At 72.0% G+C, this 12,750-nt stretch carries 11 protein-coding genes; 5 read left to right on the forward strand and 6 right to left on the reverse strand.

Translation table 11 applies throughout. The features are described from left to right. Positions 1-254 precede the first annotated feature (254 nt). The 3 genes from JM949_RS26715 (at position 255) to JM949_RS26725 (ending at position 4,600) form a co-directional block, all read left to right on the forward strand. Entirely contained in the window at positions 255-1,451 is a 1,197-nt protein-coding gene (locus JM949_RS26715; RefSeq protein ID WP_203151011.1) for a thiolase family protein, read from the forward strand. 20 nt (positions 1,452-1,471) lie between these two features. After that, complete coding sequence (locus JM949_RS26720) at positions 1,472-3,568, forward strand: 3-hydroxyacyl-CoA dehydrogenase NAD-binding domain-containing protein (RefSeq protein ID WP_203151018.1); 2,097 nt, start codon at positions 1,472-1,474, stop codon at positions 3,566-3,568. A gap of 258 nt (positions 3,569-3,826) precedes the next feature. Beyond that, on the forward strand, positions 3,827-4,600 hold the full coding sequence (locus JM949_RS26725) for a hypothetical protein (protein ID WP_238433941.1): 774 nt from the start codon (positions 3,827-3,829) through the stop codon (positions 4,598-4,600). A 63-nt stretch (positions 4,601-4,663) separates the two neighbouring features. On the opposite strand, the gene JM949_RS26730 is transcribed toward JM949_RS26725, so the two are convergent. The 4 genes from JM949_RS26730 to JM949_RS26745 form a co-directional block, all read right to left on the reverse strand. After that, on the reverse strand, positions 4,664-5,086 hold the full coding sequence (locus JM949_RS26730) for a VOC family protein (RefSeq protein WP_203151012.1): 423 nt from the start codon (positions 5,084-5,086) through the stop codon (positions 4,664-4,666). Further along, positions 5,083-5,490 carry a VOC family protein gene (locus JM949_RS26735; protein WP_203151013.1) on the reverse strand — a complete coding sequence of 136 codons (408 nt, stop codon included), beginning with the start codon at positions 5,488-5,490 and terminating at the stop codon, positions 5,083-5,085. The genes JM949_RS26730 and JM949_RS26735 overlap by 4 nt, the downstream gene beginning before the upstream one ends. Positions 5,491-5,649: 159 nt before the next feature. After that, entirely contained in the window at positions 5,650-6,825 is a 1,176-nt protein-coding gene (locus tag JM949_RS26740; protein ID WP_203151014.1) for a sensor histidine kinase, read from the reverse strand. Beyond that, positions 6,822-7,490 carry a response regulator transcription factor gene (locus tag JM949_RS26745; RefSeq protein ID WP_203151015.1) on the reverse strand — a complete coding sequence of 223 codons (669 nt, stop codon included), beginning with the start codon at positions 7,488-7,490 and terminating at the stop codon, positions 6,822-6,824. The genes JM949_RS26740 and JM949_RS26745 overlap by 4 nt, the downstream gene beginning before the upstream one ends. Before the next feature lie 143 nt (positions 7,491-7,633). Here JM949_RS26745 and JM949_RS26750 point away from each other — a divergent pair, with 143 nt between their 5' ends. Further along, positions 7,634-8,785 carry a peptidase C39 family protein gene (locus JM949_RS26750; RefSeq protein WP_238433942.1) on the forward strand — a complete coding sequence of 384 codons (1,152 nt, stop codon included), beginning with the start codon at positions 7,634-7,636 and terminating at the stop codon, positions 8,783-8,785. On the opposite strand, the gene JM949_RS26755 is transcribed toward JM949_RS26750, so the two are convergent. Further along, the gene (locus JM949_RS26755) at positions 8,786-10,081 is read right to left on the reverse strand and encodes an outer membrane protein assembly factor BamB family protein (protein ID WP_203151016.1); all 1,296 of its coding nucleotides are present in this window, start codon (positions 10,079-10,081) and stop codon (positions 8,786-8,788) included. Further along, positions 10,078-11,352: an outer membrane protein assembly factor BamB family protein gene (locus JM949_RS26760; protein ID WP_203151017.1), complete on the reverse strand. Its 1,275-nt coding sequence runs from the start codon at positions 11,350-11,352 to the stop codon at positions 10,078-10,080. The genes JM949_RS26755 and JM949_RS26760 overlap by 4 nt, the downstream gene beginning before the upstream one ends. 126 nt (positions 11,353-11,478) lie before the next feature. On the opposite strand from JM949_RS26760, the gene JM949_RS26765 reads away from it, so the two are divergent. After that, on the forward strand, positions 11,479-12,750 hold a 1,272-nt coding region (locus tag JM949_RS26765), incomplete at its 3' end, for a hypothetical protein (protein ID WP_238433947.1).

Raw genomic sequence — 12,750 nt, forward strand, 5'->3', positions numbered from 1 at the left:
CCCCACCCCACCCCAGCTGCGGTTGATCATGAAGTTGTTGCCAGCCGGGACCGGCGTGTCCCGACAACAGCTTCATGATCGACCGAGCGCCGGCGGTCGTGCCCGGTGTGGGGTGGGCCACAGCGGGGGGTGCGGGCGCGGCTGGTTACTGGCGAGTAGCATCCGAGGGAAACGTGCCCGTGTCGGCGACCCTTGTTCGGTCCGGCGTGCCCGCCCGGCGCGAAGGCCGAATCACGGTCGAATAGGAGGCTCAAGTGCCCCGTGAAGTTCGCGACGTCGTCTTCGTCGACGGCGTCCGTACCCCGTTCGGCAAGGCGGGTGGCATGTACGCCAACACCCGCGCCGACGACCTGGTGATCCGCTGCATCCGGGAGCTCCTGCGCCGCAACCCGCAGCTGCCGCCGGAGCGGGTCGAGGAGGTCGCCATCGCGGCCACCACCCAGATCGGTGACCAGGGCCTCACCATCGGCCGTACCGCAGCCCTGCTGGCCGGGCTACCCAAGACCGTCCCCGGGTTCGCCATCGACCGGATGTGCGCGGGCGCGATGACCGCGGTCACCACCGTGGCCAGCGGCATCGCCATGGGCGCGTACGACGTCGCCATCGCCGGTGGCGTCGAGCACATGGGCCGCCACCCGATGGGTGAGGGCGTCGACCCCAACCCGCGCATCGTCGCGGAGCAGCTGGTGGACCCGTCGGCGCTGGTCATGGGCGCCACCGCGGAGAACCTGCACGACCTGGTCCCGCACATCACCAAGGCGCGCACCGACGCGTTCGCGCTCGCCTCGCAGCAGAAGACCGCGAAGGCGTACGCCAACGGCAAGCTCCAGGACGACCTGGTGCCGATGTCGATCCGCGACGCGGAGGGCGGCTGGGGTCTGGCCACTGTGGACGAGGCACCCCGGGACACCTCGCTGGAGAAGCTGGGCACCCTGAAGACCCCGTTCCGCCCACACGGCAAGGTCACCGCGGGCAACGCGGCCGGCCTGAACGACGGCGCCACCGCGAGCCTGCTCGCCGACGAGGCGACCGCCCGCGAACTGGGCCTGCCGGTCGCGATGCGGCTGGTGTCGTTCGGTTTCGTCGGCGTCGAGCCCGAGGTGATGGGGGTCGGCCCGATCCCGTCGACCGAGAAGGCGCTGCGCCTGGCCGGGCTGAGCATCGACGACATCGGCCTGTTCGAGCTGAACGAGGCGTTCGCCGTGCAGGTGCTCGCCTTCCTCGACCACTTCGGCATCGCCGACGACGATCCGCGGGTCAACCAGTGGGGCGGCGCGATCGCCATCGGCCACCCCCTCGCCTCGTCCGGCGTACGGCTGATGACGCAGCTGGCCCGCCAGTTCGCCGAGCACCCCGAGGTCCGCTACGGCGTCACCGCGATGTGCATCGGCATCGGCATGGGCGGCACGGTCATCTGGGAGAACCCGCACTGGACGGAGGGCGACAAGTGAGCGCGAGGAGTGAGCCGGGCCTGCGAGCCCCGCGGTCGCGAACCGAAGATGGCACTGTGAAGGCACCGAACGAGGTCGTCACCCGGGCGCTGCTGCGTCAGGTGAACGTACCGGGGCTGGACCGACCGGCCGCCCTGATCACGCTGGACAACGGCTTCGACCACACCAAGCCGAACACCTTCGGTCCGGCCGGGCTGACCAGCCTGGACGAGGCGATCACCGCCGCGCTCGCCGCCGATCCGGCGTTCATCGCGGTCACCGGCAAGCCGTACATCTTCTGCGTGGGCGCGGACATCGTCGGCCTGCCGCAGCTCGCCGACCGCGCGCAGGCGCTGGAGATCGGCCGGCTCGGCCACCGGGTCTTCGCCCGGCTCAAGGACAGCACGGTGCCGACCTTCGCGTTCGTCAACGGCGCGGCGATGGGCGGCGGCCTGGAGCTGGCGCTGCACTGCCACTACCGGACGCTCTCCGGCGGCGCGGCGGCGCTGGCCCTGCCCGAGGTGTCGCTGGGCCTGGTTCCCGGCTGGGGCGGCACCCAGCTGCTGCCGAACCTGATCGGCATCCCCGCCGCCACCCAGGTGATCATCCAGAACCCACTCATGCAGAACAAGATGCTCAGGCCGAAGCAGGCCGCCGAGCTGGGCATCGCCGACGTGCTGCTGGAGCCGGCTGACTTCCTGGAGCGGTCCCTCGAATGGGCCGCCGGTGTGGTGCGCGGCGAGGTCAGCGTGACCCGGCCCGCTGTCGACAAGGACATGTGGGCGGGCGTGCTCTACTTCGCCCGGGAGACGCTGAACCAGCGGCTGCACGGCGCGGTTCCGGCCGCGTACAAGGCGCTGGACCTGCTGGAGACGGCGAAGGACGGCGACTTCGCCGCCGGCACCGCCGCCGAGGACGAGGCCCTCGCGGACCTGGTCTTCTCCGAGGAGCTGCGCAGCGGCCTGTACGCCTTTGACCTGGTGCAGCGGCGGGCCAAGCGGCCGGCCGGCGCGCCGGACAAGGGCCTGGCCCGCACCATCACCAAGGTCGGCATCGTCGGCGCGGGTCTGATGGCCAGCCAGTTGGCGCTGCTGTTCGCCCGCCGCCTCCAGGTGCCGGTGGTGATGACGGACCTCGACCAGTCCCGGGTGGACAAGGGCGTCGGCTACGTGCACACCCAGATCGAGAAGGCCGTCACCAAGGGCCGGATGGACAAGAACACCGCAGCCAAGCTGTACGGCCTGGTCAGCGGCGTTGTCGACAAGAGCGCCTTCGCGGACGCCGACTTCGTCATCGAGGCGGTCTTCGAGGACCTGGCCGTCAAGAAGCAGGTCTGGGCCGAGCTGGAGAAGATCGTCTCCCCGGAGGCGGTGCTCGCCACCAACACCAGCTCGCTGTCGATCACCGAGATGGCCGCCGAGCTGGAGCACCCCGAGCGGGTGGTCGGCTTCCACTTCTTCAACCCGGTGGCGGTGCTGCCGCTGCTGGAGATCGTCCGGGGCGAGCGGACCGACGACGCCACCCTGGCCACCGCGTTCGCGGTCGGCAAGCAGTTGAAGAAGTCGAGCGTGCTGGTCAAGGACGCCCCGGCGTTCGTGGTGAATCGGCTGCTCACCCGCTTCCTGGGCACCGTCTTCGCGGCCGTCGACGCGGGCACCCCGCTGGACGTGGCGAACAGCGCACTGGACCCGCTGGGCCTGCCGATGCGCCCGCTCGCCCTGCTCCAGCTGGTCGGGCCGGCCGTGGCCTACCACGTGGGCGGTACCCTGCACGCGGCGTTCCCGGACCGGTTCGGGGTCAGCGAGAACCTCAGGCGGATCGCCGACTCGGGCCAGTCGATCGTGGTCGACGACCAGATCAACGATGAGGTCGCGAAGCTGCTCGTGGTCGGTGACCAGCCGCTCACCGAGGAGCAGGTACGCCAGAACGCGCTCGACGCGCTCGCCCAGGAGATCCGGCTGATGCTGGACGAGGGCGTGGTCGCCGAGGCGCAGGACATCGACCTCTGCATGATCCTCGGTGCCGGTTGGCCGTTCCACCTGGGCGGCGTCACGCCGTACCTGGACCGGACCGGCACCTCCGAGCGGGTCACCGGTCAGCGGTTCCTGCCGCGCGGGGCGGCGAGCCTGACCGCCTGACCTTTCGTTACCGCACCGCCGCGGTGGTCGGACCAACCTTCCTGGACGGGCCGACCACCGCGACCGTTTGTGATCAGCGACCACGGAGACCGGGTCTACGCAGGGACAACGGTGGGCTCCACAGCGCGTTAAGATCACGCGTTTCGCACCCCCATCTTGGAGCTGACTGATGTCCCAGCCGCCGGCCAATCCCTACGGGCCGCCGCACGATTCGTCCAACCCGCCCCAGCACCCGGGTAACCCGCAGCAGCCCGGCGGTTGGCCGCCGCCGCAGCAGGGACAACCCGGTGGCTGGCCGCAGCCGCCGCAGCAGCAGGGCAACCCGCAAGCTGGCCGCCGCCGCAGCAGCAGGGGCAACCCGGTGGCTGGCCGCAGCAGCAGGGCTTCCCGCCCGCGCAGGTCGGCCAGCCGTACGGCGACCCGAACCTGCCCGCCGGCCCGCCTCCGGCGAAGAAGTCGAACGTCGGCAAGATCGTGTTGATAGTGCTGGCCGTGGTGCTGGTGCTCTGCCTGGGCGGCGTAGCCATCACCTGGCTCACCGTGAAGGACGACGTGGGCGACGTCGTCGACGCCACCAAGACCCGGGTGGTCGCGCCGGCCACCCTCGCCGGCCGACCCAAGCTCACCGACCCGGAGCTCCAGTCGGCCGCCGACGATCTGGTCGCCGGGATGAAGTCGCAGGCGCAGAACGAGACCAGCACGGTGGGCGCCTTCTACGGCGACCCGGCCAAGCGGGACCTCGTCATGATCGCGGGCGTGTCGGGGCTGATGGCGGACCCGAAGAAGGAGCTCGACGACGCCGTGGACGGGCTCTCCAAGCAGCTGACCGTGACCAACATGAAGGCCGTCGAGGCGGGCCCGCTCGGCGGTGAGGCGCGCTGCGGCGACGGCACCGCCGAGACCGTGCCGCTGGGCATCTGCATCTGGGCCGACCGGGGCAGCCTGGGCATGGTGGTGATGTACTTCAAGTCCGCCGACCAGGCGAAGACCGAGTTCACCACGATCCGGGGCCAGGTCGAGCAGCGCTCCTGAGCCGGACCACCGGGGCCCCGACCACCCGAGGGTGGCCGGGGGCCCGGTGTCGTACGCCAGCGGTCAGGCTGGTTCGGCAACCTGCGCGGCGGCGGCCCGGGCCGCCGCTGCCGCCGCCCGCTCGGCCGCGTTGCCGAGCACGCAGAACTCGTTGCCTTCCGGGTCGGCCAGCACCACCCAGCCCCCACCGGTCGGGCTGACCTGGTCGGCGACCAGCGTCGCGCCGATGCCGAGCAGTCGCTCGACCTCCTCGGCCCGGGTGCGGTCGGCGGGTTGCAGGTCCAGGTGCAGCCGGTTCTTCACCGCCTTGCCCTCGGGCACCGCGATGAACAGCACCTCCGGACCGCCCGGCGGCAGGAGCATCGCCTCCGGGTCACCGGGGAAGTCGTCGGGCTGCCGGGGGCAGTCGAAGACCTGTGACCAGAAACCGGCCAGCGCGTACGTGTCGGAACAGTCGATGCTGATGTTGTGGATGATCGAACTCACAGCTGGTCCTCCACAGTGGTGGTGGTGACACGCTCCCCGGCGCTGCGTACCACGCAGAACTCGTTCCCCTCCGGGTCGGCGAGCACCGCCCAACCCGTACCGTCGGCGTTCCGTCGGTCGGCGACCATGGTGGCCCCGAGGCCGAGCACCCGTTCCACCTCCTCGTCCCTGGTCCGGTCGGCCGGTTCCAGGCAGACGTGCAGCCGGTTCTTGGTCACCTTGTCCTCCGGCACCCGCTGAAAGAACAGGTTCGGGGCGGCGTCGTCCGGCGGTAGCAGGGCCCCCTCCGGTTCGCCCGGGGCGTCCTCGGGGTGCCGGGCGTAGCCGAGCACCGCCGACCAGAAGCCGGCCAGGGCGTACGTGTCGTGGCAGTCGAAACTGATGCTGCGGATCCGTGGATACACGGGTTTTCCCTCCGTGCTGGATGGGACGCTCCGCCGCCGGAAGTCAGCCGACGTGCACCCGGGGCGCGGAGCTGGACATGCTGGACATCGACGCACCCCCCTTCACCTCGAGCTGACCACGCGATCTTGCCATCGGCGAAGCGCGCCGCGCAACCCCGCTCAGCCGGCGGTGGACACCGCGCCGGGCACCACGCTGGCGTCCGCCGACGGCAGGGTCACCGTCACCTCCAGACCACCGCCGGACTGCGCGACAACCCGTACCGTGCCGCCGTGCGCGTCGCAGACCGCCCGGACGATGGACAGCCCCAGGCCGGATCCGCGGGCGCCGGTGCGTTCCCGGCCACCGCGTCGGAACGGCTCGAACAGCCCCGGGACGTCGGCCTGGTCCACCTCGAAGCCGGTGTTGCCCACCACCAGCCAGGATCGGTCACCGTCGGTGCCGGTACGCACCCAGAGCCGGCCGTGCAGATGGTTGTAGCGGACCGCGTTCTCGATGAGATTGCCGGCCAGCCGGTCCAGCAGACCGGGGTCGCCGACCACCGGCGCCGGCTGTAGCGACGTCTGCACCCGCAGGCCGATCCGTTCCACCTCGCGGCGCATCGCCGACAGCGCGTTGGCGGTGCCGGCGGCGAGGTCGCACTCGGTCCGCCGGCCCAGCCGCCGCCCGGCCTGCGCCTCGCTGCGAGCCAGCACCAGCAGCGCGTCCACCAGACCGTTGGCCCGCTCGGAGGCGTCCCGGACCACTGTCGCCATCCGCCGGTACTCGGCGGCGTCCGCGTCGTCGTCGCTGAGCGTCACGTCGATCTCCGTCCGCATCACGGCGAGCGGGGTACGCAGCTCGTGCGAGGCGTTCGCCACGAACCGTTTCTGCGCCTCGAACGCGGACGCGATCCGGTCCAGCATCGCGTCGAACGTCTTGGCCAACTCGGCCACCTCGTCGTCGGCGCCCGAGTAGCCGATCCGCTGGTCCAGGGTCGCCTCGCCGAGCCGCTGCGCGGTGGCGGTCACCTGGTGCAGTGGGCGCAGCGCCCGACCCGCCACCGCGTACGCCCCGGCCACCCCGACCACGCTGATCGCCAACAGCGCGACCAGCCCCTTGGCCAGCAGCTCCCCGGAGGCGGCGTCGACCAACTGCCGCTGCCACTCGGCGGCGTCCAGCTGTCGGCCGTCGGAGAGCAGCACTGTCGTGCCGGGCACCAACTCGTCGGTGGGGCGCAACGCGTCACGGACCAGCAGCCAGGCCAGCAGCACCAGGATCGCTCCGGCGCCGATCAGCAGCACCCCGTTGAGCACTGTCAGCCGTAACCGCAGGGTGGGTCGCAACCGGCGGCTCACGCGCCGACCTCGGCGGTGCGGTAGCCCGCGCCGACCACCGTCTCGATCAACGGCGGGTCGCCGAGCTTCTTGCGCAGGGTCATCACGGTGACCCGGACGATGGTGGTGAACGGGTCGGTGTTGGCGTCCCAGACCCGTTCCAGCAACTCCTCACTGGACACCACCGCGCCGCGCGCCTTCAGCAGCTCGCTGAGCACCCCGAACTCCTTGTTGGTGAGGTCAACCGGCATCCCGGCACGGGTGGCCACCCGGCGGGCCGGGTCGAGCACCAGGTCGGCCAGTTCCAGCACCGGCGGCGCGGCCGGGGTGGCCCGCCGGCCCAGCGCCAGCACCCGGGCGACCAACTCGTCGAAGGCGAACGGTTTGGGCAGGTAGTCGTCCGCGCCGAGCTGCAACCCCTCCACCCGGTCGGCCACCGTGCCACTCGCGGTGAGCATCAGCACCCGGGTCAGCGCGCCCGAGGCCGCCAGGTCGGCGCAGATCTGGTCGCCGTGCACCCCGGGCAGGTCGCGGTCCAGCACCACCACGTCATACCGGGTGACGAACGCGGCCTCGTGGCCGGCGTCGCCGTCGTACGCCACGTCGACCGCCATCCCCCGCTTGCGCAACCCGCGCGCGATCGCGTCGGCGAGGTTGCGCTCGTCCTCCACCACCAGTACCCGCATCCCCGGCCTCCTCGCTGCTGACCACCGACAACCTAGTGCCAGCCGGCAACCATCGTCCCTCGCCGCCCGCGCCGGTCGCCGTTGCGGACCGGTGCGGCGTACGCGATGCTGTCCGGCGGCACCGAGCGACGGGCGGACCAGGCATGACCATCGCGGCACCACCCACCCGGAGGGACATCGTCTACCGGGGTTTCCAGCTGCCGGCGGACACCACGACCGGCAGCGCCGACGGCCTGCTCGCCACCCCGGGAGGGCTCACCCTCAGCGGTGTCGACAAGCGTGGCGTCTGGACGTCACCACCGGTTCGGATCGGTTTCGCCGTCGCCGAGGTGGTGCCGTCCTGGACCGCGCACACCCCGGACGGCTGTTGGATCGAGGTCGACCTGCGCGGTTGGCACGACGACGAGCCCCGCACCGGCTGGTACCGGCTGGCCCGCTGGGCCGCCGACGATCAGGCGATACATCGCACCTCGGTGCCCGGACAGCGCGACGACGACGCCCGGGTCGACACCGACACCCTGGTCGTGACCGGGGCCACGGTCACCGGTTGGCAGGCCCGGGTGACTCTGTGCCGGCCACCCGGCAGCCCGACCGGCCCGGTGCTGCGCAGCATCGGCGCGGTCGCCACCGGCCCCGCGCTACCCGGCCCGATCGACGCGCCGCTGCCCGCCTCCTCCGCCGCCCGTGGCCGGGTGCTGGACGTGCCCCGCTACTCACAGCGGCTGCACGCCGGCCAGTACCCGCAGTGGGGTGGTGGTGGCGACTCCTGGTGCAGCCCCACCTGCACCACTATGGTGCTCGCCTACTGGGGTGTCGGGCCCGCGCCGGAGCACTACGCCTGGGTGAAGCCACCTGGCCCGCGTCCGGCGGTGGTGCACGCCGCCCGCCACTGCTACGACCACGCGTACGCCGGAGCCGGCAACTGGCCGTTCAACACCGCGTACGCCGGTCTGCACGGGGTGGACGCGTTCGTCACCCGGCTGCGGTCGCTGGCCGAGGCGGAGGCGTTCATCGCGGCCGGCATCCCGCTGATCGTCTCCGCCGCGTTCCGGGCCGACGAGGTGCCGGGGCTCGGGTACGACACCAAGGGACACCTGATGGTGCTCGTCGGCTTCACCGCCGGCGGTGACCCGGTGCTCAACGACCCGTACGCCCCGGACGACGACTCGGTCCGTCGTACCGTGCCCCGGCAGCGGTTCGAGCTGGTCTGGCAGCGCGGCAGCGGCGGCGTGGCGTACGTGCTGCGGCCCGCGTCGGTGCCGCTGCCCACGCCGCCGGCCCAGCCGAACTGGTGATCAGTCCGGCAACGCCCAGAGCTGGTACGACCCGTCCGGCGTGGCGCACAGCAGGTTGCCGGTGATCGCCTGACACTCCCCGGTGGCCGCCGGCACCACGTCGCGGACGCGCACCGTTCCGGCGCGGATGTCCAACTCGCCGACCAGCACCCCGGCGTCGGGGTGCCGGCGGGTGCCGAGCAGTTTTCCGCCGACACCGAGCTGGTACAGCTGCCACTGGCCCAGGTCGGCCAACTGCCGACCGGTCAGCGCGTCGAGCACCAGGTACCGCTCCAGCGGACCACCGCCGTCCGCGCTGACCATCAGTCGACCGTCGTACGACCAGCCCCACCGCCAGCGGTCGCTGCGCCAACGCGTCACGCCTGTCGTAGGGTCGATCGCCCACAGTTCGTTGGCGCCGGTACGCAGGCACAGGACGACGCCACAGTCCGTGGCGAACTCGACCGGACCGACAGTGACGCTCCAGCGCCGGTCCAGCCGGTCCAGCCCGTACGCGGTGACCGTGGAGGGCTCCCCGCCCATGGTCACCAGCAGATCGCCCAGCACCTGCGCGAAGTCGAGCGGCCCCTGGCCGGGTGGCCGGAGGTCGGCGCGCGCCAGCACCGCCCCGGTGGCCGCGTCGCGTACCTCGGTCGGCCCGTTCCTCCGGTAGAGCACCACCCGGTTCGCCCGCTGCCCGGCGTGCTGGATCTCGACGTCGGCGGTTGGGGGCACCTGCCACCGCACGGTGCCGCAGCAGGGATCGACCACCCGGAGGCCGACCGGCTCACCCTCGCCGCCGGACTGCAACAGCAGGTTGCCGTCGGCCAACTCGGTGCCGCTGCCCGGCTGCTGCCACCGGTACGCGCCGGTCGCCCGGTCCAGCGCGATGGTCAGGGTCCCCCGACCGCCAGGGCCGATCTCGTACCCGGTGACCAGCACCATCCCGTCGAGCAGAGTCAGCCCCCAGTACCGGGCCTCCGCCGACAGCGGCGCCTGCCAGAGCGGCACGCCCTCGGGCAGCCGGTACGCGGCCAGCCGCCGTCGCAGCGTCGAAGCGCCCGTCGATTCGATGCTCAACAGCAGGTCACCGTCGACCAGCACGTCGGCCCCGGGCGGCACCGGCAGCGTCACCACAGCTCGTCGGGGCGGTGGTGCGGCGGCGGCACCGAGGGTGACCAGCACGAGTAGCAGCACCAACGCGCAGCGCAGCCGCCGACCGTTGGCGCGGGGTGGGCGGGAGAGACGGGGCGACGGGTCCGGGTCCGGCTCCGCTCCGTGCCGCAACACGCCGAGGTCGATCACCGGCCCGGTCACCGCGCCAACCGCCACAGCGCGGTCGTGCCGTCGACGCGCTGGCAGAGCAGGACCGGCAGGGACGCCTGACAACTGCCGGCGATGCCCGGCAGCACGTCGACGACCCGGGCCCGGCCGGCCACCAGGTCCAGTTCGGCGACCGTCAGTCGACCGTTGTCCCCCCGCCGCATGCCGACCAGCGGATCGTCCGGCCGGAGCAACGGCGTCAGCACCCATTCACCCAACTCGACCCGATTCTGCCCGGTCGCCGCGTCCCGCGCCGTGTATCCCCGGCCGGGCTTGGCCATCAGCAGCCGGCCGTGCCGGACGCCGACCACTGCGTCCTGGCTTCGGTCCGACCAGCGCAGCACGCCGCTGGTCGGGTCGAGCACCTGGAGGCCGCCGGTCTCCGGTATCGCGCAGAGCAGACCGGCGCAGCTCACCGCATAGGCCACCAACGGCACCTCGACCGTCCACAATGGCTCCAGCTCGGCCAGCCCGTAGCCCACCAGCCGGGCACTGCCGGGTGGGACGAGCAGCAGCAGGTCGTCGACGACCTGCATCCGCTGGAACGCCGCCCGGTCCCCGGACAGCGTGTCCACGCTGCGCAGCAACCGTCCGGTGCCGGCGTCGTGCACCCGCACCTCGCCGGTCGGCTCAAGGAGCACGAACTGGTCGACCCGGCCCTCGACAAGATGGTAGGAGGGATTGGCGGGCGACGGAATCGGCATCGACCAGAGCAGCTGACCTGAGTCGGGCTGGACCCTGCTCATCGTGCTCGACCCGTCCTCCCGGACGTTCGTCAGCAGCAGGCCACCGTCGACAGTCGACTGGGTGGCGCCCGGCTGCCGCCAACGCTGCTGGCCCGTCACGGCGTCGTAGGCGGCGGTCTGGAACAGCCGGTTCGGCGCGGCGACCTCCATCGCCAACACCAGCCCCCGCTCCACCCGGACACCGAGGTAGTCGCCGTGCCGGGCGAGCGGCGCCTGCCACCGCCGCCGGACCGTGCCGTTCGCCGTCGGCTGGGCGTACGCGGTCAGGTACCGGTCGCCATCGGGTGTCGGCGGGTCGACCACGAAGACGCTGTCCCCGGCGAGGTACGTGGTGGCCCTGGGCGACGCCGGCACCACGTGCACCGTCCGCTGCGGCACCGGGGTGGCGCCGGCCAGCACCACCAGCGCGAGCACCAGCACCGCGGCGCCGCGTGACGGCCGGCCGACGGCGCGCGGCCGACGGGTCGACGGCACCGCTGCCGGCTCGTCCCGGACCTCGCCCAGCTCGATGATCGACAACTACCGTCCCTTTCCGTTCCGGAGCAACGTCCGGCAAACCGACCGCGGGCCGACCGGTCCGGCAAAAGCGACGCACCCGCGCCTGTACGATGGCGCGTCGTGGCTGTGCCGGTGGTAAACCCTTCGCTGAATCCCGTAACCGACGCCGACCCGGTCGAGGTCGAGTCGTCGACACGACGGCCCCGACGCCGCCCGGCCCGAGCCGACCTGCTGGCCCTCGGAGCCTATGTGCTGCTCGGCGTCTTCGTCTGCCTCAACTACTGGGGTGACGTCACCGGCCGGGTCTCCTCGCACCTGCCCACCGACCACAGCTGGTTCGAGTGGTTGTTCGCGCACGGCGCGTACTCGGTGCGGCACCTGGAGAACCCGCTCTTCACGGCCCAACAGAACGCCCCGGACGGGGTGAACATGATGGCCAACACCTCGCTGCTCGGGGTGACACTGCCGCTGGCCCCGCTGACCGTGCTGCTCGGCCCCCAGGTGATGTACGCGCTCTACCTGGGTGCGGCCCTGGCCGCCACCGCGGGCACCGGCTACTGGATGCTCTCCCGCCACCTGGTGCGCTCCCGGGCGGCGGCCTTCGTCGGCGGCGCGTTCCTCGGCTTCGCGCCGGGCGTCATCCACCACGCCAACGGTCAGCCCAACTTCGTGTCCAACTTCCTGCTGCCGCTGATCGTGGTGCGGGTGCTCCGCCTCGGTGAGCCGGGTCGCTGGCGGCGCAACGGGCTGCTGCTCGGGGCGTTGGTGACGTACCAGATCTTCATCAACGAGGAGATGCTGCTGCTCACCGCGTTGGCCTGCCTGGTCGTCGTGCTGGCGTACGCCGTGCAGCGGCCCCGGGCCACCCGGGCCGCCGCCGGCACCTTCCTGGCCGGGCTCGGCGTCGCCGGTGGGCTGACCCTGGTGCTCACCGCGTACCCGATCTGGTTCCAGTTCAACGGCCCGCAGTCCTACCGGGGCCTACAGGGTGGCGTCTTCCACAACTGGGGCGAGGACCTGGTCGCCTTCGTCACCTTCGCCCGGGACACCTGGGCCGGTGACCCCGAGGTGGAGAAGACGATCGGGCTGACCGAGCAGAACACCTGGTTCGGCTGGCCACTGGTGCTGCTCTCGCTGGTGGCGCTGGTGCTGCTCGTGCGCCGTTCGCTGGCCACCCGGATCGTCGCGGTGCTGATCGTCGTCTTCACCGTGGCCTCGATCGGGCCGTGGGTGCGTTTCGACGGGGTGGAGACCGACATCCCCGGCCCCTGGTCGTACGTGTCGGACGACCTGCCGTTGGTCGAGATGATGATGCCGACCCGCCTGGCGCTGGTGGTCGCCGCCGCGGTGGGCGTACTGCTCGCGTTGACCTGGGACGCCGCGCACCGCCAGGGGCGTCCGGCGACCGACCGGCCGCGG

It is taken from the genome of Micromonospora tarensis, assembly GCF_016803395.1.
In the GTDB taxonomy this organism is placed as follows: Bacteria; Actinomycetota; Actinomycetes; order Mycobacteriales; family Micromonosporaceae; genus Micromonospora; species Micromonospora tarensis.

What these genes read in the sequence shown, in the direction of transcription:
- JM949_RS26745 (WP_203151015.1), bottom strand. Translation starts at nt 7,490, where the DNA reads ATGCGGGTACTGGTGGTGGAGGACGAGCGCAACCTCGCCGACGCGATC.
- JM949_RS26750 (WP_238433942.1), top strand. Translation starts at nt 7,634, where the DNA reads ATGACCATCGCGGCACCACCCACCCGGAGGGACATCGTCTACCGGGGT.